The following is a 22930-nucleotide window of genomic DNA, read 5'->3' as shown; positions in this document are numbered from 1 at the left end:
GGGCTTCGCCTCACCGCCACTCTGCTTTAACGAATCCCGAATCCCCAATCCCGAATCCCGGCGCCACAGGCGCCACAAGCGCATACTCCCGCGCCTTCCCGCCATGCCCGCCCGTCGCGCCCGCGACGGGGAATCGCTGCATGCCGCTTGCAGGTCGATGCCCGTGAACACCCATCCCGAACCCCTCGACCGCAAAGGCCTTGCGGCGGCCGTCTTCGCTTTCCTGACGTGGGGCGTATTTCCGCTCTACTGGGCGCTGCTGAAGCACGTGCCCGCGTTCGAAATCGTGGCCCATCGCATCGTCTGGTGCGCGGTCTTCGTGGTCGCCTGGCTGTGCTGGAAGGACGGCCCCGGCTGGCTGTTCCGGGCCCTGCGCCAGCGCCACGCGGCGTGGATGCTGCTGGCCTCCAGCCTGCTGATCAGCTTCAACTGGGGCCTGTACATCTGGGGCGTCAACAGCGGCCACGTGGTCGAAACCAGCCTCGGCTACTTCATCAACCCGCTGGTCAACGTGCTGCTCGGCGTGGCCGTGCTCGGCGAGCGCCTGCGCCGTGCGCAGTGGATCGCCGTCGCCCTTGCCACCGCCGGCGTGCTCTGGCTCAGCCTGCAGCAGGATCGCCCGCCGTGGATCGCGCTGGGCCTGGCCGGCTCGTTCGCGCTCTACGGGCTGATCCGCAAGAAGGTTGCCGTCGAGTCGGTGCCTGGGCTGGGCGTTGAAAGCGTGCTGCTGTTCCTGCCGGCCGCCGCCTGGCTGTGGATGGCCGAACAGGGCGGCGGCGGGGCGATCTTCCACGGCGACTGGGCCACCGATGCGCTGCTGATCACCGGTGGCCTGCTGACTGCCCTGCCCCTGGTGGCCTTCGCCTACGGCGCGCGCCGCATCCCGCTGTCCATGCTGGGCCTGCTGCAGTACATCGGGCCGAGCATTCAGTTCCTGCTCGGCGTGCTCATCTTCAAGGAGCCTTTCGGCAGCGTGCAGGCGATTGGATTCGGGCTGATCTGGGCAGCGCTGGCGGTGTACGCGCTGGAGGGCTTCAACACGCAGCGCCAGCGCGCGGCGGCACTCGCATGAGTACGCTGCGCTTCCGCCTGGGGCTCGTGATCGCCGGCTTGGCCCTGGTCGCGGCCTGCGCCGCCCCCGCGCTGCCCTCGCTCGAAGACCGCCTGGTGGATCCGCGCCTGTCGCGCGCGCCGCTCCCGCAGGGCACGGAGGGTCTGTCGGAAGCGCTGGGGGCACAGACTCATTACCTGCACACGCGCGCCGGCCTGCGTCTCGCCTACACGCTGATCGAACCCGGCGCCTACGGATTCGACTCGCAGGTGCAGCGCGCTGCGGAGACGCGCTTCCGCTTCAGCCTCAGCCCGCGCCAGATCGGCCAGTCGCCGGAAAGCACAGCGCTTCTGCTGCACGGCTGGGGCATGGATCGCACCAGCCTGTACCCGTGGGCGCTCAGCCTTGCCGAGGCCGGCCATCGCGTCCTACTGGTCGACCTGCGCGGCCATGGCGAAAGCGGCGATGCCCCGCCCGGCTACGGTCGCCATGAAGCCGACGATCTGGTCGAACTGATCTCCGTTCTGGACGCACAGTCAGCCCTGTCGGGCCCGCTGCATCTGTTCGGGGTTTCCTACGGCGCCGCGACCGCCGCCCACCTGAGCCATCGCCTGCCGGATCGCTTCGCGTCGGTGACCTTGCTGGAGCCCTTCGCCAATGCCGCGGATGCCGTCCGCGATATGGTGCCCGCCTTGCTCGACAGCCCCGATCCGCGCCTGTGGCAGCGCGCCGTCCGCACTCTGCTGCGCCTGCGCCTCACGCCCGAGCGGGTGGAAGCGGCGATCGCCGCGAGCAGCGCGCGGCTCGGCGTAGACCTGGAGACCGTCGAACTTGCACCACTGCTGGCTTCGACGTCGGCGTGCACGCTGCTGATCCACGGCGCGCGCGATCGCCATGTTGGCGTGCATCACGCGCGGCGCCTGGCCGCCGAAGTCGAGGCGCTGCAGTACCGCGAGCTGCCGCTCGAAGATCACATCACCCTGCCCCTGCGCCTGGATTGGCTCGGCACGCCGGTCGCGTTCTGGATGCGCGCGGTCGCGGCCAGCGAGGAGCCAGCCTGTCCGCGCTTTCAGCTGGCCGCCGACCCGCTGCCTGAGGGAACGAATCCTCGTCCCGGTCGTCTGGAGCTGATCGAGTTCGCGCTCAACGCAGGGCCGAGCCCACGCGGATAGAGGCCGCATGTGCCCCGCGACACCCCGTGCCGGTGCGAGAATCAAGGACGACTCGGTCTGGGACGCTTGGAATCGCGCGCGCTCTTTCCGCCTTGAGCGATCGCCGCCCTGCCGGCTTCGGCTCAGTGCCTGGGGGTAGGAGAACTCCTACCCCGCGGCGGGCGGATCGATGACTGCGTCCTCTCACCCGCGCTGGCTAGACTCGCCCCACCGCGCCAACCCGCCAAGGAAAGCCACATGATCCGCCTGAAGGCCCTCGACGACCTTGCCCACCGCCTGAGCGAACTGCTGCCGCCGGGCCTGGAAGACGCCCGCACCGATCTCGAGAAGAACTTCCGGGCGGCCCTGCACAGCGGGTTCAGCAAGCTCGATCTGGTCACCCGCGAAGAGTTCGACGTGCAGCGGGCGGTACTGCTGCGCACCCGCGAGAAGCTGAACCTGCTGGAGCGCGTCCTGGCCGACCTCGAAGCGCGACTCGACGCTCGCGCCGCCGACGACGCTGCCACGCGCAACTGAGTCTGGCGCGGACGGCTCCAAAGGAGCAGCGCAAGGATGGCGCTTGCCGTGGTCAACAGTCGGGCCCAGTACGGGGTCAGTGCTCCGCCCGTACAGGTTGAAGTGCATCTCTCCGGCGGATTGCCGGGGATGTCCATCGTTGGCCTGCCAGAGACCGCGGTGAAGGAAAGCCGCGACCGCGTGCGCGCAGCCCTGATCTGCGGCCAGTTCGATCTGCCGCAGCGACGCATCACCATCAATCTCGCGCCTGCCGATCTGCCCAAGGATGGCGGACGCTTCGACCTTCCGATCGCGTTGGGCATCCTGGCAGCCTCAGGCCAGTTGCCGGTGACCGCCCTGCGCGAGTACGAGTTCCTCGGCGAACTCGCCTTGACCGGTGATCTACGTGGCGTGGATGGCGCCTTGCCGGCCGTTCTGGCAGCGGGCCGCGAGGGGCGTGCGATGGTGCTGCCGCACGCCAACGGCCACGAGGCGGGCCTGGTGGGCAGCGGCAGCGCGCATACGGCGACGAGCCTGCTGGAGGTCTGTGCCTTTCTGCGCGGCCAGTCCAGCCTACCCGTGGCGCGCTGCGAGCTCGCGCACGCGCAGGTCGCTTCGGTGCCTGACCTCGCCGATGTGCGCGGCCAGGCGCTCGCGCGTCGTGCGCTGGAGATCGCGGCGGCCGGTGGCCACAACCTGCTGATGTGCGGGCCACCGGGCAGCGGCAAGTCCATGTTGGCGCAGCGGCTGCCGGGCATCCTGCCGCCGCTGGATGAAGACGCCGCGCTGGAGGTCGCCGCCATCGCTTCAGTGGCCGCCGGACGCATCGACCCCGCGCGCTGGCGCGTACCTCCGTACCGACAGCCCCACCACACCGCCAGCGCGGTCGCCTTGGTCGGTGGCGGCTGTGAAATCCGCTTAATCATGGGACTGTCCGATTAAATATGGGACTGACGATGCGCTCGGTGGGCTCTCCAGGGACGCTCAGTCGGGGCGGACAGATCTCCCTAAGTCCATGAATGTGCACGTAGATTCACGAGACCAAGCCGGAAGCCGGGCAGATCTGCAGCGCTAAGCCCTGCTCTGGGGGCGGCGAGCGTGACTGCACGCCCAGGGCTCTGCCTTTGCACGCCGGCCCGCCAACCCGCCCGGCGACGCTCCCTGCGGGCCATCAGGGGTTGGCCTGGCCCGTGGAAGGATCGCAGCCGAAGCCGCCACATCGGGGGCGGCACTCCCCGACCCGTGGCCAGCACGATAGCAGCCGCTCAAGAAGAAGCCCCCGCCAATCCTTGGCAGGGGCTCCGATGCCTCGCTCGCGGTCCCTGCCCTCCGGGGTGGGGCAGCCTGCCGAGCGTGGCCAACACGTCAGCCGGCGGCTTCGTCCAGTTCGCGCAGCGCGAACATGCGGGCGACGTAGCCCACGCTCCCGGGCTCATACCGTGCCGCCTCGGGGTCCTGGGCGAGATCGGTCAGCCAGTCGCGAAACATCGGCAGGATTGCCGCCGCTTGGCGGTCGCCGGCGTCGATGGCGCTGGTCAGCTGGTCGAGGAAGGCAGCGCGCCGTGTGTCCATGCCGGCAGTCTGCTTCCAGGCCGTGGCCAGCACAGTCGGCAAACAGCGCGCATCCGGGTAGGAGAATTGCTCACACGCGGTCTCAGCACCTGAGCCCAGGCCCGGCGACGATGGCGAGATGGACGAAAGCCCCACCTGGCGCCGCGAGTTCGGCCACCACGCACTCGAATGGAGAGGCTGTGAAATCGCGCGGGTCGCGCCGACGGCGCAGGGCGATCGCTGGCTGGTGCGGCTGGGTCTGCACCGTCGCGACTATCGGCGACATCACACGGCGTATCGGCCGACGCACGAGGCCGCCTGCAGCACCTGCTTGGCCTGGTGGGCGCAGCACGCGGACGCGATCGCGGCCGAGCTGCCGCGGATGGTGCCGGGGCTGATCGGACGGCGGATCGAGTACCCGGAGTGCAACGCGCCAGGGAAGGAGTAGAGCAAGGAAGTAGGAGGAGGGAGGGGGGTGTTGCACCCAGCGCAACGCGCAGCTACGCTAAACACACAACTCACCCTTCGGCCGCGCGATTCAGTTCGCTACCGTCCTTAGGGCGCAAACACCGGCGAAAGCCGGTGTTTGCATTTCTGGGGGCGCAAAATTGCGGACCATCGCGTACGTCGACGGGTACAACCTGTACTACGGGTGCGTCAAACACACGCCGTACAAATGGCTCGACTTGGTCGCCTTGGTCGGTCAGATCCTACGCATTCAAGATCCGTCATCGACGCTAGAGCTCGTCAAGTACTTCACTGCCCCCATCAGAACGAAGCTGGCGACGCAAGGCGACGCTGCCGGCCACGCCCAAGCGGCCTACCATCGCGCTCTAGAAGCCCGCGGGAGGGTCGAGGTTCACAACGGCTGGTACTCCCTCGAACCCTCGACTGCGCTGCGATACGAGCAGGACGCCCCCCCACGCAAAGCGGATCGCGTCCCGGTCTGGCGCCTTGAAGAGAAGGAAACGGATGTCAGCCTGGCGCTACACATGTACAGCGACGCACTGCACAATCGGTGCGAACAGGTCATTCTTGTAACAAGTGACACCGACCTTAGGCTCGCGCTGAGCTTACTCAAGCGCGATGCTCCGCACATCCGGCGAGGCCTCATCTACCCGCGTTCAGAAGGAGCACCCAGGCCCTCAAACGCTGCGCTTGCAGAGAACGCAGACTGGATCCGTCGCGAGATCAAGACTGCAGAACTGGCATCGAGCCAGTTGCCCGAAAGGGTCCCCACCCGCAAGCGCCCTATCATCAAGCCCGTCTACTGGTAGCCAACTCATCAGCCCCCCCCCAGAGCAGCTCCGCATCAGTGCGTGAAGTTGTCGCGGAATCACTCGCCCGCTACTCGAACGCGATAGGTATCACACACGAAATCAATGAAGGTGACGGCGGATGCCACGGCGAGCCGTGCATGCCGCGGCTCCAGACCCCGATGTTTTCCGTCCCGACCGTGGCCGGTTCCGTACAGGCCGCGTAGCTGCGCCAAGTTGTGCGTCAATGCCGTCAGGTTGCGCAGGATCTGCTTGATGTTCTCTGCACCCTTGGTCGCTTGAGAGATGTCGTCGGGCACCAGCTTGAGCTCTTTCGCCAACAGCTTTGTTAGATCTCCAAGGTCAGCGCCTTTCGGAGAATCGATGCCTTGCTTAGCCAGAATGCTCTTACAGCATGATTCGACCAAATCTTTGGCTGTGCCGATCGCCAGCGCAGGATCACGCTCGATCGACTGCTCGAGCCGCTCAATTTCCTTCTGCATCCATGCCGCATCAAGCGCATCAGCGACCGTACGAGCGCGCGATACGCTGCGCGCCGTGGTTTCGCGCAGGTTGCGAAACGAAAAGCGCGGTCGACCGGCGATCTTCTCCTGCTCGACAAGCTCCCAGGACTCGGTGCGCAGCTGATCGTTATAGTGCTTGACGAGCTGCAGAGCCTCGCTTCGGTCAGGGCGAACCACCGGATGGACCGTTTCACAAAGGAACTGCAGGAAGGTGGGTGCCGCGCAGCGCAGCAAATTTAAGCGATTGTCGCCATAAACCCAATCGTCGCCCCAATCGTTGTTGTTGATGCAGTGTTGCCAGATGTCTCCGGCGGCGTCTGGAAAGCGTGGGTCGTGCGACGGAAGCGCTTTAAGGTCGAAGATTCGCGCGAGAAATTCGACCTCGTCTAGCCGGCCGTGCCACCGTACCTGGTCTAGGCGCAGCCCATCGAAAATGTTTCGCCTGGTGGCTTCGGAAACATCCCCGGTCGTTTCTCGCCAATCGGATTGTCCAACGACCCGCGGAACTATTTGAACGCTGTAGCCATCCTGCGTGGAGGGCGCGATCACCGCCTGCAGTCGCTTGGAAATGGCCTCTTCCAGCGCAGCGCGACGTGCACCCAGCTTGGCGTACTGCTCCGGTGCGGCCTCAAGGAACACGGTCCATAGAGCCGTGCCGCCATTCCAATTATCCCACCCCGTTTCCTCAAGCCGGGCCGGAAGACATCGCATCAACCGGGCGGCTTCGTGCTGATCTTCCGCGATCAGCAGCGCCACCACCGTTGCAAGCACGTTCTCGAACTGATCGTTGTCGCGCATCAGCCTACTTTCCCATCAATAGTCGAATTTGGGCCCAGTGGAAAAGTCGTCCTACGCAGGCCTGAGAAGCACTGCCCGATTGACGAGAAGCTTCGGTTTCAACATCTCGATAGTGAAGGTCCTCGTGTCGACACCAGGCTGCCACTGCGTCATGTCCACGACGATTTCGGCGTCGAAGTGAGCCCACCACAACTCACCCAGCTCAACCACATCATCGCTACATTCGATGGTGATATCCCGCTCATTCTTGAGCTTAATGCTTTCGGGCCAGGACGTCACGAATCTCAGCTCACACTTGGTTTCGAAGCTCATCGACAGTGCCCACTTGTCGTCGCCTCGGGGAGAAGCCAGCGAGATCACCAAGAACTTGATGGCTTCGGAGATTGGATAGTCGATTGTGGCTCCATACACGGTAACGCCGACTCCCTCTAGACCGTCAATCTCCTCGTGTTCGAGACGGATGCCTTCGAGCTCATCATTGCCTGCCCGCAACCAAGTCGCGATTCTGTCGAGATTGTCAGCACTCAGAAGTGCGTCCGAAAACTCCCAAATCTTTTGCTCGGTGGCCAACGCTTCTCTAACTCGGCGTGTCGCTGGCGCGTCAAGGAAATGCAGCAGGCTCTCGTGGCATTCCATTCCGAGCCGTCCGGCAGCGAACCTGAGATGCTCGTCAGCGGCCACCAGATGGAAGTGCTCGAACTCAGAGGCCGCTGCGCGGACAGAACTCAGAATCAGTGCGTCCGGGAAATCCTTCCTCGCCTTGCGGACACTGAAGGCTCCCGTCCCTGAGAAGTAATCGTTGACCACTTCGTCAATGCGCGCGCCGTCGAATTTTATCTGGCGCGCTTTGCAGCGGTCGGCCCATGCATTGAAGCCCGCCGTATACGCTTTGCGGAGCGGGCGCTCGAGCTCGGCGACAGCGCCCGTCAACCGATCGAGCTCCTGCACAGGTGGGTCCGGAATCCGCAGGCCTCGCGCAACAGACTTCAGATTCTTCACCGCAGCGTCCAGATTTGCCGCCAGCTCGTCCTCTTGCTGCGACAAATGCTCTCGAACGGCCATCTCTGGCAACACAACGACGACCCGTCCATTTTCGGCAAGCCGGGCGAGTTCGAGCATCGCAGGAGACACCAGCCCCTCCTTTCTGAGACAACTCGCATCCAGGACGACTGCAATCACACGCAACCTCCGCGGCTCGAATAACTGATGACTTTACCTGAACTCGTCCAGGCCTTCGCCGAGTGTGGCGCTGACGAGCTAGGTGCTCCAGCTCGGACTTGACCGCGCGCGGGATCGGTCCCGCGGGTGCTAGTCTCTCGCCATGGATGCCACAGACGGTGACGACAGCAGCTCACGTCGGACGACAGAGCGTCGTGCACGCGAACTCCGCCATGCGATCGAGCGCGCCCACGCAAGTGACCGGCGGAGGGCTCGGAGCGGCGAACTCAACCCGTCGGACCTGTTCTGGATCCCGGAAGACGATGCCAAGCGCGCCCAAGTGAGGTGGCCCGAAAACTACCGCGCCAAGGTGTAGCTACGCGCACACGGCGCTACCACCTGGCCCAGCCACGGAACCACCGCGCCAAGCGCGCTAGTCAGCCCTCGACCGTTACCTCGAGACTAGCTAGCCAGCTCACAGGGCCGAACAGCCTGAGGTGTTGCACCCGAGAAGCCACCGGCGCACCGTGAACGCGCGCCGCTGTGTCAGGGATCAGGAGGATGAGCGTGCCCAGGCCACCCCGCCACACCAGAGTCAGTTTTCGCGTCGATGCAGCGGAGAAAGCGCTCATCTGTCGTGCGGCGGAGGTCTTGAGGACGTCCGTCTCCGCCTTTGTTGTCGAAGCGAGCGTCCAGCGTGCCCAGGCCCTGCTCACCGATCGCACGCGCTTCAGCCTTTCGGCCCGGCAGATGAAAGCGTTCATGGATGCGCTGGACGCGCCACCGCCGAACCCAGATGCACTGAAGACCCTCCTCAACCACGAGGCCCCTTGGGAGCGGGGGTGATCGCGTGGCAGAAGGATCTTTGGCCGCAACCCGCAGTGATGTGGAGCTTATGGGTACATCGCCAAGAGCCGCCCGGAATCGATGCGGGTGTCAGCGCCATGGCGAGGCGTCGGCGCTGCGGTAGGAAAACTGCTCAGCGGTAGGAGAACTGCTGATACGAGTTCGATGGTTAGCGGCCCGGGCGGGACGCGCCTGATCTACCCTCCTCCCACAACCGCCGTTCCGCCCCACCTATCCACCCCAGATCCTGGTGTCTTCATGAAATCCGCAAGTGTTTTCCTAGTTTTTCTTTGCTTCACTTCAGGAGTGATCGCTTCCGGCTGGCAGCTCGAATCGCGTGTCGACGCGATGACGGATCGGACAGTCGAAGAAGCATTCATCGAGAACACCGGCGGCGATCGGCTAATGATCATGCGCCGCAGTGACGGCAGCATCTGGGGATTTCTCCGCTTGGGCGGCGGCAGGATGTTCGGTTCTAGCCGGCAAGGCCTGATGCTGCGCGTGGACTCGCATGCGCCCATCAGCTACTCCGGCGCACGCGAATCGGAGTTCGAATGGAACCCCACACTCGTGGCGTTTCGGATGCGAACAGCGGGCTCGATGTACTGCGAGGTCTTCCAGCAGCTTCACGCCGGGGAATCGTTGCTGGTCCGCTACTACCCCAGCGACTCGACGCAGCGCGACATCAAGTTCCAGCTGGACCCGACGACTGCGGACGCCCTGCTGACGGCAACGGGTGTCGACGTTGATCGCTGCTCGCAAAGCGACCAATGGAGGGCGTCGGTCCTGGCCCAGGTGCTTGAGCGCTGGGAGAAGCCTGCAGACATTGCACCTGGTACGGCCCTTTCGGTGATGGCGAAGATCGACGCCGAAGGGCGCCTCTTGAACCTCAAGTGGATCCGCCAGAGCGGCACGCGACGCGTCGATCGCTCGTTCATCAACGCGTTCAGTGAGGCGACCCGTTTCGCTCCGCCGCCGGCAGAACTCGACGCCTCACAGGGCGTGGTCTTCCGATACGTGGAAGGCGAAGAGCACGGCAGGTAAAGACGATGAGTCACGCTCTCGGGTACAGCCGTTTCGACGCCTGGTGTGCGGAGCACGCGCGGTTCACCCATGAAGAGCGCGCGCTTCTGCGTCGAGAAGCTCTTGAAGTCTTGGTCGCGTCCGTCGCTGCCGGCGAGATCACTTACCTGGACGGGTTCGACTCCCCCTTGTCCAAGCGGATCCGTTCGTTCCACGGTTCTGACGCGCTCGAACTCAACAGCAATTGGATCGGAACTCCGCAAGCCTGGCTCTGCCCTTGCTGTGGACGTGACAAGTTTCGACTGTCGCGACGTGGTCAGAAGGGGCAGGTGCTAGCCAAGCTGGTCATACACCATGACCACATGGGCGAGGTCCTGAAGGCTTCGTTCCGAACCGCGTTGGAAACCTTTGGGACGCAGGCGCCGCAGGAATCGGGCTTCGGGCTTGCTGCGCGTATCGGCAAAGCGTTTGCTGCGTTTGAAGAGATCCTCGTTTGTGAGGACTGTAACAACGCTGACACCGCAGCCAAGAAGCTCGTAGAAGCCCCTCGATCGTTCTCCTTCACACCCGGCCAGATCAGAGACTTCGTACGCGTTCGCGACCACGCGCCACACGAGATCGACGGAGAAGCCGTAGTTCGAATCTGGCACGCAGCTAAGCCCACCTACGAGTTCCGGATTCGCCTAATCCATGAGGTCGCTCACGCTGCGGCGACAAATGCTCATTGGTACGAGCCGCACGCTGCCGACTTGGATCCGGTTCCCGTGCTCAATTGGCGCACTCTCCCGGCGACCGTTCGGGAGTGGATCAGCGCCGAGGGCTTGGTGAAGGCGCTCGGGCCCGTGCGAGCCAAGGCCTCTGCCAACCTCTCTCGCTGGCGACTCGAGCGAGCTGCGCGAGGGCGCTCGCTCCCGTCAAACTTTCTGGCGATCCTCTTCTCCGAACCCTACAACGCGGAGCGTTGGAACGCAGTCGACGACCAGTGGCATTGCCCTGTTTGCCGGCGGAGCAAGACGGAGACCGTCTACATGAAGGACAACCGCGTGAAGTTCGGAACCCACGATATCCGGGCTTGGGGGAGCTCGCCGACAATCTGCTTGCACTGCTCGCACGTTGTGTTTGCCATCAAGCGCGAGGTGGTTGCCGCGGTCGGATGCAAAGCAGACTATCTCGACACGGGCGCTGTGGTTAGCGCGAACGAGATCTCTTCGATCATCACCCCGCGCCCGAACTCGGCCCACCTGATTGACGCCCCGAGGGCAGCCAAGTTGGTTGAGGCCGCGATCAGGCGACACACCCAGGGCGCAACACCGGCCTAGGTCCAGGCGACGCGTGAAGTCCGCGCGGGGTCCCTTAACGCCAAGCGTTCGAAGGCAGCCAGATCGTCTCGCGCGCTCGCGATGCCGCGACGTAGTAGTGTTTGATGTGATCGTTCGTCAACTCGCGGGCGAAGCAGCAGGGATGAATGGCGACAACTGGCTTCTCTAGGTTCCGCGAAGACTCAGCAAGTACGAGCCATGTGGCCCGGTTCGGGTCTGTGCTTGCGTCGAGTACAAGATCGACGCCCGCCGAGTCCTGCAGGCGCGAGAAGGACTGCACGACCCACCCGAGGAGATGCGGATCGTCCGAGGCTTTTGCCAGCGCCTCTATCCGATGAAGTAGTCCGGCGCCTGCGCCGGCGCGGTCCTGGGACAGCGCGGTGCTGGCGTGTTCCGCCCATGCCTTACAGGCTTTTTGGCTGAAGCCGTTGATGTACACGCGCTGGCGATGCGAGAGGAACCTCATCGCGTCCCGCAGCAGCGTTGCTGGGCTCCCGTAAACATGTAGCCCAGCGGCGTTGCGGCCCTCGTCACCTCGCATCGTCATCACCTTGGTGTTGATGGTGACGTTCGGCAACACACGCTGGCCAAGCGCATCCTTGTCAAGGAGATCGATCGCACTGTTGACTAGGCTTGTCGCGGCTCCGCCGAAGCGAACTGATTGACTCATCGTGAGCTGCCGGCCTCTTTGCCATGCGGGCGGTCGGCGGCCGAATGCCTGGTAGCTGTCTCCGAAGCATACGGCACCGCCCTCATGGGCCTCCAAGAGGCGGGCGAGTGCTGCGGGTGTGTTGTGCGCTTCGTCGAGAAAGATCGTGCCCTGGACTGCAAGCGGAATGTTGTTGCGCTCGAGAAATCTGGCGTAGAGGCTCGTAGTCAGCGGGATCGTTGCGGATCGACCATGGAGGAGACCATCCTGCTGGGACCAGAGTTGCCGTGCGAGCTCAGCAACTCTCTGTTGATCGGTAGCCAGATTTCCGCTTAGGCCATCAGGGCGAAGAGGATAGGGGACGTGGACACTGGCGATGTCTCGCTCATTCCTAGGAGCCCAGCGGCGTAGCGTCCAATACGCGGCTTCGATCAGCGACTCCGATACCTCGAACTCCGCGGCGCGCTTCTTGAGAAGTTCGGGGTGTTGGCCAAAGCCGCCGTAGGGATGGCGCTGCATCTTGGCAAAGCGGTGCCTATGAACGAATGCCTCAAGCGACATGTTGAGGACTTGCCACCACGTCAGCACGCCAACATCCGGGTTGGCATCCGTGCCCAATCCAATTCCTTGGTCCCGCGATTGGACCATGTAGATCGAGCCCTTTGGGGGATCAGCAGCGAGCAAAGTGCGGATCAGGTGCGTCTTGCCGGTGCCGGCGAAGGCCTCTACGTTCGAGAACTCGCGGAAGTCGGAGCGCAGCGCCATGAGCGCCGCCACCTGGTCACGCGGACCAGCGAACGGTGTATGTCGCGTTTCGACGGTAAAGATCTGCCTGGCGTCGATCTGGTCCGCTATGTCGCTGGAGAACGATCCGTCAGGCGCATAGAGCCGGATCCCTTCCAGCTCTTTCGCTGTGACGAGGCCGAGGCCGAGATTGCGGCACGCCTTGATGAGTGTGGCCGCAAGCCGGTGAGCGTAGACGAGTTCTCGGGCCTGCTCGATCGCGTTTGTTCTCTGCTCAGGAGATCGCAGAGACTGAACAGCATCCGATAGAAAGCGGCTCGCGTTTCCAAGTGGCTTGTCGATTGTGCCTGTGGCGGCGAACGCCAGGAGGACGAAGGTCGCGGCATCGACGGCGGTGGGCGGACGCTCCGTTTCGATTCCTGAGATCAGGGCTGAGACGGATTCCAGCGGCGCCGGCAGGATCAGGAGCTTGTCGGGCATTGGCTTCTACGTGCCTGGTGGCCAGTGAGTCGGTAGTGAGTGTCCTACGAACGCTTCGCGACTGCCTTCTCTGCCGCCTTCACGATTCTGGGCGGGGCTACTCCACGGGCAGGTCACTAAGGCCTTTCAACTATCGTTGCGCGTGCCGCGTACATCGCACCGTGACAACTTCGCGCACCTCACAGAGTTGGCCTGCGTCGCCGCAGGTCTCGCAAGTTCGGAGCGAACGCCGCCGGGCCTCGTCGATGATCTTGTCGAATGCTGAGTCCTGACCGACGTCAATGGTCACTCCACCTGCATGCTCTCTGACCCTCGTCGCAATTTCTTTCGATGGGCCACCTACGAGCCTGCAGTAAAGGCGTAGTTCACCGAACTTCTGCTTGACCTCAACAGCTTCGGGTTGGCCTTCGCCAGCATCTGCCAGCCCCTGCAGTTGCTCGCAGAGTTCGGTCAGCAACGGTAGCCAGCCCTCTGAGACAGCAATTTCGCACCGGGCGGGAAAGATCTTCGGAAAGCGACTTTTCAGGGCCTGACGCCAAGCCTGATCGTGCACACGTTGCTGCTCGCAGTTTCTGTGCGTCATGGGTGTTCCCGATGGTTATACAGTCGGCGTCCGATTATGGCCTGACCTGCCCCCGCCCAGCCGTACCATCCGAGGCTAGGTAGGTTCAGTCACCCTGATAGGACGGACACGCGCAAGGGTCGCCTCACCACCGAGCAAATCGCTGGCTCATCAAGTATTCCGAGGCCGGCCCTGTTGTTGCGAAGGGAGCGTCGCCGGGCGGGTCGTCAGGTCCGTATGCTCCGGCGCGGACATCGCGCGATTGACCTCATGTCACCGTGCGCTCACTCTTCCTGAGCGCAGCTCGGCGCCGGACACAGCGACGTACGCTCCCTGCCCCAGTCCGCACCACGCTTCCGCGAGCGACGATCTGTTCGCAATGGCTGCAGCATTGCGTGCCGCTGAGATTCAGCGCTACACGGCCGACCCATCGCTGCGTGCTCCGGTCCTGCTGCCGCATCGAAACGACCCGGGGGCGAAGACCAGGGGGACGGCGAAGTTCTGGTGGCCCGCGGAGCGTTCGCGCACCTCGATCTCCATCCGTTTTCCACATCTAGGCTGACTTGGTCTTGACGCGAGGCTGCGCTCTCGCCATCTAGGCCGATACCTTCGGCGTCCTCAACCCTGCTGCCGCCGTGGCCTTTGACCCGCGACATTGACTTGATCGGAAACCCGAGCGTTCTAGAGACGCTCGCGCCCCGCCTGCGCGGCCACTTTCTCAGCCGTTTCGATTGAAACCCGCTGGGGCCGCGCTGCCGTCCTGGTGTCGGCAGCGGCCGTTGGTTCCGACCAGAGCCCGAAGAGCCCAAAAGCCAAGGGTACAGTTCCATGTTTAACCAGACCGTCCCGTCTTCAATTGGATTTCATAGCGAGAAGGCGGGTTTTCGCGCTAAAGACGGCCCTCTGGGGGACTCCCCACCCATCGCAGAGGGCGTCAGCCGGCCCGTTCGGGGCGTCCGCCTCCGACCCCGCTCGGCACGAAGAGGCGACCCTTGGCCTCCGGAACGCGACGCGACAGTCAGAATGCAGGGGTCAGACGCACCAGGGGTCTTTCCCGCCCTCGCCGCTGCCTACGCCGGTGGATCAAGTCCGAACGCACGGACTAACAGGCCCGGCGCGGCGCGGTCCAGATCAGCCAGGTATGAGCGCAGACCCGCCTCAATGTCTTCCTTTGAGCGTGGTCCGGTCCGGCCAAAGACGGCCAAGGTCGCTTTGTCGTAGTCCGGGTAGCGCCGAACGTGCTCCACCAGGGCATCGACCCCGAGCGCGGACAAGGCGTGCCAAAGCAGCTGCGGCGTGCAAAGGAACCGCCCCGTCAGAGCGTCTTCTCCCAGCGCTGCGTGCAGAGCGCTCAAGGCGCCCAGCGCTCGCTTGTCGCCCGTCACCAGGTTTCGTCCCGACTGGTTGAGCAGGGCGGCCACCAGCACCGCTTCGCCCGGGTCGATGCCTGTTTGCCCCTGCAAGACTGCAATCGCGTCTGGTGAAGGCTCAGGCAGGGCGGCACACCGGTCCACTCGGGTCGACAGGTCGGCCGCCACAGATGGGTCCCGAAAGAGCTTGGGGTCCGCCCGGCGAACGCGGTGAGGGAACGAGTCCAGGACGGCCATCTGCTCCCAGGTAGCCCCCACAAGACCCGGAACAAGGTCCAGCAGTCCCCAGTGCGCTGCACTCAGGAGAACATCGTTGTCGGCCAGCAGCAGGACCGAACGCATCAGGCGGCCCGGGCAGCCACCCCGGTGATGTGCTCGACGAACTCCTGCAGGTCATCCGCGATGGCATTGGTGTCGATCTGCGACGCCATGCGATCGACGAGAGTGGCCTGGGCGTCCATGTCATCGGTCAGGAACTTGAGTGCGGTACTGGCATCGGCCCAGCGCCGGTAGAGGAAGGCGTAGCGAAGGATGAGGTGCCCCGGCGCCGTTCGAAGCCGCGGCCCGCCCTCAAGCGCCCGATCCACCAACTGCATCATCGTCGCCCGGGGTCCCCACTGGGACACGGCGTCTTGAACCTCGCGCCCTCCCAACACCTCGTGGGCGAAGGCGTTGGCTTCCTGCTCCTGCTGGTCGAGCTCGGCCTCGGCCTCGAAGTCCGCGGTGTCCCGCAGCGACCCCTCCACAATCGAGCCGCCGGCGGGGACGTGCCCCAGCAGGATGTGGCCCAACTCGTGGGCCAGCAGGAAGCTCAGCCAAGCCTTGGAGTCGTTCTTGCGGGCGATCACGATCGCCGGACGCGACTCGACCTTCAGCGCCACCGCGTCCATCTTCTTCACGCCCGTGGGCAGATTGGGCAGCGGGATCACCGGGATGCCGCGCTCCCAAGCGAAGGTGAGCAAGCTGTCGAAGTCCACGCGTCCGCCGGGCTTGGCCAGAATCTCGGCCCGGACCTCTTGGGCAGATAGGCTCGGCACGGGGGGCTGGGGCGGCATCGCGGCGACGATGGCCTTGGCCAGCGCGCCGGCAATGCGGCTCGAGACGTCCAGGTCTTGAGCGGTGACGCGGGCGGTGTGTTTGAACCGCGGCGCCGAGACAGCGCCCAAGGGCACCAGTTCACCACGCGCCAGGGCCACCGCATCCAGTCCCAGTCGCCGGCTGATCATCAACGCGAACTCCCACGCCCCCGACGGCGCCGCCGCCATCGGCAGCTCCCACCACGCAGGCAGCAGGGCGCCGACCTGGCGCTTGTTCAAGCCAAGGCGTCGCAGGGTGGCCATCAGGTCACGGTAGGGAAGGACAGTCATGGGAGCTCCTTGTCAGCTCGGGCGGCCGGCGCGTCACGCAAGCGAGCCAACGCAGGGGTAAGGGCCTCAATGATTCGGGCCAAGACCTCCGCGCCGTGAGGATTGTCCGCTAAAGCCTGTCTTACGGCGCGAGACACGCGCTGCTCGGCAGAAGACGTCGGACGAACGGCGCTGACCTTTATTCCGGCATATCGGCATAGCGCTTCCACCGCCGGGCTCATGCGGGCGCGCTTTCCCCGAAGGATCCGGCTGATCTGATATTGCGGCACGGATGTTATCTTTTCGACATCCTGCTGTCGGTGCCCCTGGCCAGCCATCGCCGCCCGGATGCGCGGTATGGCGTCCAGAATGCGGGGATCGATAGGCTGTTTTCCTTTCGGCATACTGGCATTATGGCATAGCCTGTGGCATAATCCCACTATGAGCCGCCACCATCCGCGCGTCAGCGAACTTGAGCTTCGTCAGGCCTTGGCCGCCTGGCTGCTGCCCGGCTTGGCGCCAGACGAGTTGCTGGTAGAGGAGCTGGGCATCGAGCATGGCAGCACCCGCGTGGACGTCGCCAAACTGGGCCGACGATTGGATGGGTTCGAGATCAAGAGCGACTTCGACACGCTCGATCGCCTGGCCCGGCAGATGCACGCCTATCACCGCGTCTTCGACACCCTCACCATCGTCACAACCCCCGCCTTCGTGCCGCAGGTCGAACGCCTACTCCCCGCCTGGTGGGGCATCCTGCAGGCCGCCCGCGGCCCCAACGGCGAAATCTCGCTGCAGCGGGTGCGCCCAACGGCCGACCATCCGCGACAAGAGGCCGAGAGCATCGTCTCGCTGCTTTGGCGCGACGAGGTGCTCACGATCCTGCGCAATCAACTCGGCGCGAGGGTGTCCTCCTCAGCCAACCGGGCGACGCTCTATCGCCAGTTGACCGAGCTCTCGGACCTGGTGACCATCAAGCAGTGGGTCACCAGCATCCTGCGAACCCGTCCGTCCCTGCGGGATCGTGACCTGCTTCGCGTCAAATCAGCTGGTTCAGGCGACGAACCGTCAGCACCAGATGATGGCTTGCGGCATCTCGCCGCCACGTCATGAAGTTGCCGGGCTTATTGTTGTTGAGCGCATGGAACTGATAGCGCTTGTCCCCGTAGCTGAAGCCCGCGCCTGAATACTCCGCACTGGCCACCAGCGCGCGACAAAGGGTGTTGTACTGGCCGAAGCCAGACGTCTTGGCGCCCCGCGCCTTGAGCAGCCACCACTCCCCCTCCCTCGCGTAGCGAATAGCGGCAGCAGGGTTCATTTTTGCAGGATCCTCGATCTCTTGGGGCTCGGGATTGGTGACATTGAAGTCACCAAACCGAACTTCTTCGCAGCCCGGCTGCTGACGCAAGTCCTGCCAGACGTGCCACTCCTTGCGCCGGATACGGTTGTTCACGCCCAAAGCAAATCCGCCCAGGGACAGCGGGAACGACCCGCCCGCCATCGCCACGAAGTTTGCGTCCCCGGCCGTCAAGGTACTTTGGACAAAGGGCTCTACGAAGACACGCAGCCCACCTTCCGGCGCTTCACCGATCGGCCCAAAATCGAACACCACGTGCAGCTGCGCTGACTTCCCGATCGCCTTGCGAACCGCTTTGACCGCCGCCAGCACGGAGTCAAGCAGGATGATCTGCAGGCGCAAGCGAAGCACCACCAACGGCAGGCCCTTGAGCAGGCTCAGGTCCGCCAGGTTGGCCAGCAGGTCCTGAACGCCGATCACCGGGTGTGCCTGATAACCGTCCTTCTGAAGCTGGCCACACAGCTTGATGAGGGGTTTGAAGCCCGCCCCCGGCGTCCAGAGGGTGCGGCCGTCGATCCCAAAGGGGTAGTCCTTCGCCCGGACGTCGCCCAGTTGACGCCCCAGCACGTGCCGATGGTCTGCACCGGGAGCGCCCATCACCTCCAGGATAGGCAGCATCAGCGACTGATCGGCGACGTCCAGGTGGCGCATCGCGCCCTGCTCGCCGCGCTTCCACTTCAAGATCGGGTAGTACTTCGGTCCAGCCATCCCCATTCCCCCTCGTGATTGGCTGCAGATGCACCCGGCTGCGATGCTGTGAAATCCGCTGAAAGGGCACCTCGAGTATCCGCCGATTCGGCCCCTGAAGCTCGACCGATACGGAGAATCACGGCTACAAAGCGGTGAATCAACGAAGCTCCGTACCTGATTCCGACCTTCAGGCCCTGGCTTGAAGAGCTGCTCACCGATCCCGTCGCGCAGCGTCTGGAACCGGGAGCGTCGGCCACACGGCTCGAATGTTCGCCTTGCGATTGGCCGCCGAAGCCGCGGCCTGACCTGATCACCAGAGTTCGGTTGGCAACCCTACCCGGAGGGCCCGTCGCCGGCACCACGAAGGCGCCGCAAGGACGCGGGGCTTTCGAACTCCTCGAGGTGCGGTCACCCGCTGACGGGACCGCTCCCCACACGGAAGACCGAATACTCGATCCCCAACTGGACGCACAGCTTCCGGCTAAAGTGCGAGGACACACTCTGTCGGCCGCGGAGGCCCTGCTCCGACCTATCGACCCATGATCCTCTTCCTCGACTACGACGGCACGCTTCACCCCTCGTGGATCTTCGAGGTAGGCGCCGGTCGCGTCACCGCCAACACCTACGAGGGGCCGTGGCTGGTCGAAGCCCCCAAGCTCCAGCAAATCCTTGAGCCCTACCTTCCGCGGATCGAAATCGTGATCTCCAGTATGTGGGCCTATACAAAGGGCCTGGAGACCGCCCGACGGATGCTTCCTGACTCTCTGGCTGAGCGCGTTTCGGACTCGACCTGGCTGCCAGGAATGGAGTGCGACTACCGCTCCGCACTGTGCAACCGCTTCGACTGCATCAAGTGGTGGCTTGAGCAACGCCGACCTGACTACGAAGGACCTTGGCTCGCGCTGGACGACGATGACGACCGTTGGCCTGCTGATCAGCGGCATCGGCTCGTGCACGCTTTGGGCACGCTTTCAAATCCTCAAGTTCAGAGCGAGCTCGCTGCGAAGCTGTCGTCAATGATCGGCGCTGAATAATGGATCGCATGCGAAACGGCGATCAGGAGCAGGAGACCGACTGGCCATTTTGGACCGGAGCAGGCGTCGCTCCTCGACATCTCTCGAACCTAGCCGACGCAGGGGTTCATTGCGCAGTGCATGCTGGTGAATGTCTTGACAGAGTCCAGGGGCGGCGTAAGTCCACTCCTGCGCTAGGAATTCCCGCGGAGCACCATTTGCATTTGTTCTCAATTCCAGCCCTTGAGATGACAAGAGTCCGGCGGAATATCCACGCCGTCCCTCTGGTGATCTGAGCGGACGATTTGATCCCCTACTTTCGAACAAGGAAATGCAATGTCTGGACACTACATCCTGCGGAGATCTTCGGCGGCTCAGCCATACTCCTTCGTTCTTCGCGCCGGCAACAACGAAGTAATTCTGACCAGTGAGAACTACTCGACGAAGCAAGGAGCTGAGGCTGGTATTCGTTCGTGCCAGGTTAACAGCCCATTCGACGACCGGTATGAGCGAAAGCAGTCACTCGCGGCACAGCCCTATACTTTTGTGCTGAAAGCCTCAAACGGACAAGTCATTGGAAGAAGCGAAAATTACTCGACTCCGCAAGGCCGAGAAGCCGGGATCGACTCCGTGAAGCGCAATGGCCCAACAACTGATATTCGCGATCAAACTTAGCCGATTGCCAGCGGTGATCTCCTAGGACGCGCTCCGTGCTTGCTCCAAGAGGAGGTTCCCCGGAGTAGCACGGAGCAAGTCTCACCCGAGCCGAGTTGCGCAATCAGCAGAATTGCACCCGGGTGGCCCTCGACTCGGCCGGCTCCTTCTGGCCCTGCGCATAACTGGGGACCTGCGCCTCAGCCCCGACAGCCTTGTCAGCTCCCGAGCCCGTTGATGTGCACGGCAGGAGGCGCCAAGTGTTTGCGTGCGCGAAGATGCGGATCACTAGACAGCTTCGGCAATGACTACGACGTGTCTCGCCACGTGAACCGTTCTCCCGCAGGTGCAGGCTCCGGGGCAGAGTAAGCATCGCCCGGCAAAGCCGGGGGCTTTAGTGGTGTGAGCCGCTCAAAGCGGTTCGCATCGGGGTGCTAACGCGACCCAATATTGTTGAGCTACCTGAAGGTGGCTCTCGGCCTCATCGCAGCTATTGCAGTTGCTCCAGACGTCGGTCCTCGGCTTCCAGGTCGCGGATGTAGTTCCGGATCACCTCCTCGTCGCGACCTACCGTTGAGACGAATTATCCCCGAGCCCAACAGCTCTGACCGACGAAGTTGCGCTTCCGCTCCCCGTACGCCTGCGCCAAGTGAATCGCGCTCTTACCATTGCTCTACCGCACCACCTGCGACACCCAGTACTTCGGTGGGATCCGCAGCATGATTTGGACGTGATCTATAAGCATCCGGCGATGACACCTACCGCTCGACCTCGCGCGGTGGTTCGCCTCAGGCCGTGACTGCCGCCCAGCCCGCAATGGGCAGCAGTCGGTCCATGTCCCGATTGCGCGTAGTCGGAAAGCGGGCCAGCACGTGGCTCAGCCAAGCCTACGGGCAAACGCAGTTGGCCTTGGCGGTGGCGACCTGGCTCATGATCGCGGCGGCGCGCGGGCCGGCGTTCGTGCTGCCGATGAGCAGCCAGTTCTTACGGCCGAGTGTGATCGGGCGGATAGCGTTTTCGATCGGCTTGTTTTCGATCGGTCGACCGCCATCCTCGATGTAGCCCAGCAACGCAGGCCAGCGACTGAGCCCGTGGTTCACCGCCTCGGCGAGGCCTCTGTTCTTCAGCGCCTTGCCCCCCTGCGCCTGCAGGCAGTCCTGCAGCTTGGTCAGCCACGGAGCAGCGTGCTGCTGGCGACAGGCGCGCAGCGCCTCGCCCTGCAGGCCCTGGTCCTTGGCTTCGCCTTCGATGCGGCAGAGCGCGCCGAAGCTCGGCATTCAACTCCATCCAAGTGCTCGACCTGCTGAGCGACCATGACGACGATCCCCGGGCGATGGCCAAGCAATCGAAGTCGGCGCTGTTCGGTCCTAGTCCATCGCGCTCGACCACCATTCTCCGCAATCACGAGCCGCGCGGGCGCCGAGCACGGGGGGGGCAATCAGCGACGAGATGAAGGGGATGTTGTGTGGGTCAACGCCCGGAATTCGAAGAACTGGCCACGACCCGCTCCATCGCTGTCAAGAAGGCCTCCAGCGCCTCGACCATCGAAGGCGCTGCGCAGACTAGCGCATCGATGCGTTGACTCAGGGGCGCTGAGCGATCAGTTGCGCTCAGGGCGAGGCCAACACGCAGCTCTTTGCATATTTTTTGCAAATTCACGCTGAATGTGACCGCCTCGCCCTGCTCGAAGCGGGAGATCTGGGAGTGGTGGACACCGGTCAATTCGCCGAGCCTCTTCAGTGAAAGCTTACGAGCACGCCTTGCCGTGCGCAGTCGCTCGCCGAGCATGCGTGCCTGTAGTGAAGAGTTGATTCGCGCCGCCATTTGTGCATAATATCTGCACATCTGCGCACAAGGCAAGTCAGTGCACCCCAGCATTCTCCCCGCTCGACATGCGGCCTCCCCACGTCGCTTGCGCTCCCGAGTGCAGGTGGGAGACTTGTTCAGCGGCGCCGGTCTATTCGGGCAAGCCTTTCGCGAACACGGTGCCGAGCTCGACTTTGCGATCGAATTGGACATCCACGCGGCCGCCTCGTATGCGTGCAATGTTGGTCCTCACGTGCTAGTAGGCGCGATCGAGGCGATGACGCCTACGCAGCGCGTTGATGTCTTGATTGCCGGCCCCCCCTGCCAAGGCTTCAGCACGCTTGGACGACGGGACCCGAAAGACATCCGAAACAAGCTTTGCCTGCAGATCCCCCGTTGGGCCCGCAGCACCGATGCGCAGGTGGTGGTGGTCGAAAACGTTCCGCCGTTTCTACTCGCCGCGCAGTGGCGAACGATGACGCGCAACCTGCGCCGTCTCGGTTACGAGACCGCGACGTGGACGTTGGACGCCGCCGACTTCGGCGTCCCGCAGCACCGTCGGCGTTCCTTCACGATTGCGTCCCGAATCGGGCTGCCTGAGCCACCGCCCCCTACGTCCCGGACCACGGCGGCGATGGTCTTCGAGGCCATCGCGCGCGACGACCCGATGCAAATCTGGCCAGAACATTCACCACTAGCCTCGGCGCGCATGCGCCACCTGCCGCGAGGCGGCGATCGACGCGACCTGATGCGCGTTGCCCCCCGCCTTTGCCCTCCATCCTGGTATAGGATCGGGTGCCAGGCCACGGACGTCTGGGGGCGCATCGACCCCTCCGCGCCGGCCAATACCCTACGCTGCGACTTCCAGAACCCTTCGAAGGGGCGCTACATCCATCCCTACGAGGACCGCATGATCTCGTTGCGCGAGGGCGCTCGCCTGCAGCAGATCCCGGACGACTGGGTGCTGCAGGGACACCGTACGGCGATTACGCGCCAGATTGGAAACGGCGTACCACTCGGCCTGGGGCGCGCTGTCGCCCGCCAAGTGCTGGCTCTGTTCTAGCGTAAA

General features: G+C 63.9%; 23 protein-coding genes. 13 read left to right on the top strand and 10 right to left on the bottom strand.

Features of this window, described 5'->3' with window-relative positions; translation table 11 throughout:
- The first annotated feature begins 157 nt into the window (after nucleotides 1-157).
- The 4 genes from rarD to H4O13_18935 all read left to right on the top strand — a co-directional run bounded on the left by rarD (nucleotide 158) and on the right by H4O13_18935 (nucleotide 3660).
- Complete coding sequence (gene rarD, locus H4O13_18950; protein MBE5317477.1) at nucleotides 158-1072, top strand: EamA family transporter RarD; 915 nt, start codon at nucleotides 158-160, stop codon at nucleotides 1070-1072.
- Complete coding sequence (locus H4O13_18945; GenBank protein ID MBE5317476.1) at nucleotides 1069-2223, top strand: alpha/beta fold hydrolase; 1155 nt, start codon at nucleotides 1069-1071, stop codon at nucleotides 2221-2223. Before rarD ends, H4O13_18945 begins: the two co-directional genes overlap by 4 nt.
- A 237-nt stretch (nucleotides 2224-2460) precedes the next feature.
- Nucleotides 2461-2739 (top strand): accessory factor UbiK family protein, encoded by a 279-nt coding sequence (locus H4O13_18940; GenBank protein ID MBE5317475.1) that lies wholly within the window; start codon nucleotides 2461-2463, stop codon nucleotides 2737-2739.
- Nucleotides 2740-2775: 36 nt separating this feature from the next.
- Entirely contained in the window at nucleotides 2776-3660 is an 885-nt protein-coding gene (locus H4O13_18935; protein ID MBE5317474.1) for an ATP-binding protein, read from the top strand.
- Nucleotides 3661-4083: 423 nt separating this feature from the next.
- Here the strand turns inward: H4O13_18935 and H4O13_18930 are convergent, their stop codons facing one another.
- Entirely contained in the window at nucleotides 4084-4290 is a 207-nt protein-coding gene (locus H4O13_18930) for a hypothetical protein (GenBank protein ID MBE5317473.1), read from the bottom strand.
- Between the two features lie 118 nt (nucleotides 4291-4408).
- On the opposite strand from H4O13_18930, the gene H4O13_18925 reads away from it, so the two are divergent.
- On the top strand, nucleotides 4409-4717 hold the full coding sequence (locus tag H4O13_18925) for a hypothetical protein (GenBank protein MBE5317472.1): 309 nt from the start codon (nucleotides 4409-4411) through the stop codon (nucleotides 4715-4717).
- A gap of 160 nt (nucleotides 4718-4877) precedes the next feature.
- Nucleotides 4878-5546 (top strand): NYN domain-containing protein, encoded by a 669-nt coding sequence (locus H4O13_18920; protein MBE5317471.1) that lies wholly within the window; start codon nucleotides 4878-4880, stop codon nucleotides 5544-5546.
- 59 nt (nucleotides 5547-5605) lie between these two features.
- On the opposite strand, the gene H4O13_18915 is transcribed toward H4O13_18920, so the two are convergent.
- Both H4O13_18915 and H4O13_18910 read right to left on the bottom strand, forming a co-directional pair.
- On the bottom strand, nucleotides 5606-6847 hold the full coding sequence (locus tag H4O13_18915) for an abortive infection family protein (GenBank protein MBE5317470.1): 1242 nt from the start codon (nucleotides 6845-6847) through the stop codon (nucleotides 5606-5608).
- A gap of 51 nt (nucleotides 6848-6898) precedes the next feature.
- Entirely contained in the window at nucleotides 6899-7978 is a 1080-nt protein-coding gene (locus tag H4O13_18910; protein MBE5317469.1) for a DUF4935 domain-containing protein, read from the bottom strand.
- 588 nt (nucleotides 7979-8566) lie between these two features.
- Here H4O13_18910 and H4O13_18905 point away from each other — a divergent pair.
- The 3 genes from H4O13_18905 (at nucleotide 8567) to H4O13_18895 (ending at nucleotide 11193) form a co-directional block, all read left to right on the top strand.
- Complete coding sequence (locus H4O13_18905) at nucleotides 8567-8851, top strand: DUF1778 domain-containing protein (protein MBE5317468.1); 285 nt, start codon at nucleotides 8567-8569, stop codon at nucleotides 8849-8851.
- A gap of 165 nt (nucleotides 8852-9016) precedes the next feature.
- On the top strand, nucleotides 9017-9895 hold the full coding sequence (locus H4O13_18900) for a TonB C-terminal domain-containing protein (GenBank protein MBE5317467.1): 879 nt from the start codon (nucleotides 9017-9019) through the stop codon (nucleotides 9893-9895).
- Between the two features lie 5 nt (nucleotides 9896-9900).
- Complete coding sequence (locus H4O13_18895; protein ID MBE5317466.1) at nucleotides 9901-11193, top strand: hypothetical protein; 1293 nt, start codon at nucleotides 9901-9903, stop codon at nucleotides 11191-11193.
- A 34-nt stretch (nucleotides 11194-11227) separates the two neighbouring features.
- Here H4O13_18895 and H4O13_18890 read toward each other — a convergent pair whose 3' ends face one another.
- From H4O13_18890 to H4O13_18875, 4 genes are all read right to left on the bottom strand, one after another.
- Entirely contained in the window at nucleotides 11228-13066 is a 1839-nt protein-coding gene (locus H4O13_18890; protein ID MBE5317465.1) for a hypothetical protein, read from the bottom strand.
- Nucleotides 13067-13196: 130 nt separating this feature from the next.
- Entirely contained in the window at nucleotides 13197-13649 is a 453-nt protein-coding gene (locus H4O13_18885; protein MBE5317464.1) for a hypothetical protein, read from the bottom strand.
- A gap of 1049 nt (nucleotides 13650-14698) precedes the next feature.
- Nucleotides 14699-15340 carry a hypothetical protein gene (locus H4O13_18880; GenBank protein ID MBE5317463.1) on the bottom strand — a complete coding sequence of 214 codons (642 nt, stop codon included), beginning with the start codon at nucleotides 15338-15340 and terminating at the stop codon, nucleotides 14699-14701.
- Nucleotides 15340-16338, bottom strand: a complete 999-nt coding sequence (locus H4O13_18875; protein MBE5317462.1) for an ImmA/IrrE family metallo-endopeptidase — start codon at nucleotides 16336-16338, stop codon at nucleotides 15340-15342. Before H4O13_18875 ends, H4O13_18880 begins: the two co-directional genes overlap by 1 nt.
- Nucleotides 16339-16785: 447 nt before the next feature.
- Here H4O13_18875 and H4O13_18870 point away from each other — a divergent pair, with 447 nt between their 5' ends.
- Entirely contained in the window at nucleotides 16786-17454 is a 669-nt protein-coding gene (locus tag H4O13_18870) for a sce7726 family protein (GenBank protein MBE5317461.1), read from the top strand.
- On the opposite strand, the gene H4O13_18865 is transcribed toward H4O13_18870, so the two are convergent.
- The gene (locus H4O13_18865; protein ID MBE5317460.1) at nucleotides 17381-18406 is read right to left on the bottom strand and encodes a hypothetical protein; all 1026 of its coding nucleotides are present in this window, start codon (nucleotides 18404-18406) and stop codon (nucleotides 17381-17383) included. The genes H4O13_18870 and H4O13_18865 overlap by 74 nt on opposite strands.
- A gap of 521 nt (nucleotides 18407-18927) precedes the next feature.
- On the opposite strand from H4O13_18865, the gene H4O13_18860 reads away from it, so the two are divergent.
- Together H4O13_18860 and H4O13_18855 are read left to right on the top strand one after the other, a co-directional pair.
- On the top strand, nucleotides 18928-19422 hold the full coding sequence (locus H4O13_18860; GenBank protein MBE5317459.1) for a hypothetical protein: 495 nt from the start codon (nucleotides 18928-18930) through the stop codon (nucleotides 19420-19422).
- Between the two features lie 315 nt (nucleotides 19423-19737).
- Entirely contained in the window at nucleotides 19738-20076 is a 339-nt protein-coding gene (locus tag H4O13_18855; protein MBE5317458.1) for a YegP family protein, read from the top strand.
- A gap of 866 nt (nucleotides 20077-20942) precedes the next feature.
- On the opposite strand, the gene H4O13_18850 is transcribed toward H4O13_18855, so the two are convergent.
- Nucleotides 20943-21332, bottom strand: a complete 390-nt coding sequence (locus H4O13_18850) for a transposase (protein MBE5317457.1) — start codon at nucleotides 21330-21332, stop codon at nucleotides 20943-20945.
- Nucleotides 21333-21525: 193 nt separating this feature from the next.
- A complete protein-coding gene (locus H4O13_18845) occupies nucleotides 21526-21879 on the bottom strand; it encodes a helix-turn-helix transcriptional regulator (protein MBE5317456.1) in 354 nt (117 codons plus the stop codon).
- Nucleotides 21880-21994: 115 nt separating this feature from the next.
- On the opposite strand from H4O13_18845, the gene H4O13_18840 reads away from it, so the two are divergent.
- Entirely contained in the window at nucleotides 21995-22924 is a 930-nt protein-coding gene (locus H4O13_18840; GenBank protein MBE5317455.1) for a DNA cytosine methyltransferase, read from the top strand.
- The last annotated feature ends 6 nt before the right edge of the window (nucleotides 22925-22930 follow it).

The organism is Lysobacterales bacterium, assembly GCA_014946745.1.
Classification (GTDB): Bacteria; Pseudomonadota; Gammaproteobacteria; order Xanthomonadales; family Xanthomonadaceae; genus Aquimonas.
This window is presented reverse-complemented; position numbering and strand designations above follow the sequence as displayed.

What these genes read in the sequence shown, in the direction of transcription:
- H4O13_18905 (MBE5317468.1), top strand. Translation starts at nt 8,567, where the DNA reads ATGAGCGTGCCCAGGCCACCCCGCCACACCAGAGTCAGTTTTCGCGTC.
- H4O13_18860 (MBE5317459.1), top strand. Translation starts at nt 18,928, where the DNA reads ATGATCCTCTTCCTCGACTACGACGGCACGCTTCACCCCTCGTGGATC.
- H4O13_18870 (MBE5317461.1), top strand. Translation starts at nt 16,786, where the DNA reads ATGAGCCGCCACCATCCGCGCGTCAGCGAACTTGAGCTTCGTCAGGCC.
- H4O13_18925 (MBE5317472.1), top strand. Translation starts at nt 4,409, where the DNA reads ATGGACGAAAGCCCCACCTGGCGCCGCGAGTTCGGCCACCACGCACTC.
- H4O13_18880 (MBE5317463.1), bottom strand. Translation starts at nt 15,340, where the DNA reads ATGCGTTCGGTCCTGCTGCTGGCCGACAACGATGTTCTCCTGAGTGCA.
- H4O13_18855 (MBE5317458.1), top strand. Translation starts at nt 19,738, where the DNA reads ATGTCTGGACACTACATCCTGCGGAGATCTTCGGCGGCTCAGCCATAC.
- H4O13_18915 (MBE5317470.1), bottom strand. Translation starts at nt 6,847, where the DNA reads ATGCGCGACAACGATCAGTTCGAGAACGTGCTTGCAACGGTGGTGGCG.
- H4O13_18885 (MBE5317464.1), bottom strand. Translation starts at nt 13,649, where the DNA reads ATGACGCACAGAAACTGCGAGCAGCAACGTGTGCACGATCAGGCTTGG.
- H4O13_18890 (MBE5317465.1), bottom strand. Translation starts at nt 13,066, where the DNA reads ATGCCCGACAAGCTCCTGATCCTGCCGGCGCCGCTGGAATCCGTCTCA.
- H4O13_18940 (MBE5317475.1), top strand. Translation starts at nt 2,461, where the DNA reads ATGATCCGCCTGAAGGCCCTCGACGACCTTGCCCACCGCCTGAGCGAA.
- H4O13_18895 (MBE5317466.1), top strand. Translation starts at nt 9,901, where the DNA reads ATGAGTCACGCTCTCGGGTACAGCCGTTTCGACGCCTGGTGTGCGGAG.
- H4O13_18865 (MBE5317460.1), bottom strand. Translation starts at nt 18,406, where the DNA reads ATGGCTGGACCGAAGTACTACCCGATCTTGAAGTGGAAGCGCGGCGAG.
- H4O13_18935 (MBE5317474.1), top strand. Translation starts at nt 2,776, where the DNA reads ATGGCGCTTGCCGTGGTCAACAGTCGGGCCCAGTACGGGGTCAGTGCT.
- H4O13_18875 (MBE5317462.1), bottom strand. Translation starts at nt 16,338, where the DNA reads ATGGCCACCCTGCGACGCCTTGGCTTGAACAAGCGCCAGGTCGGCGCC.
- H4O13_18850 (MBE5317457.1), bottom strand. Translation starts at nt 21,332, where the DNA reads ATGCCGAGCTTCGGCGCGCTCTGCCGCATCGAAGGCGAAGCCAAGGAC.
- H4O13_18845 (MBE5317456.1), bottom strand. Translation starts at nt 21,879, where the DNA reads ATGGCGGCGCGAATCAACTCTTCACTACAGGCACGCATGCTCGGCGAG.
- H4O13_18930 (MBE5317473.1), bottom strand. Translation starts at nt 4,290, where the DNA reads ATGGACACACGGCGCGCTGCCTTCCTCGACCAGCTGACCAGCGCCATC.
- H4O13_18900 (MBE5317467.1), top strand. Translation starts at nt 9,017, where the DNA reads ATGGTTAGCGGCCCGGGCGGGACGCGCCTGATCTACCCTCCTCCCACA.
- rarD (MBE5317477.1), top strand. Translation starts at nt 158, where the DNA reads ATGCCCGTGAACACCCATCCCGAACCCCTCGACCGCAAAGGCCTTGCG.
- H4O13_18945 (MBE5317476.1), top strand. Translation starts at nt 1,069, where the DNA reads ATGAGTACGCTGCGCTTCCGCCTGGGGCTCGTGATCGCCGGCTTGGCC.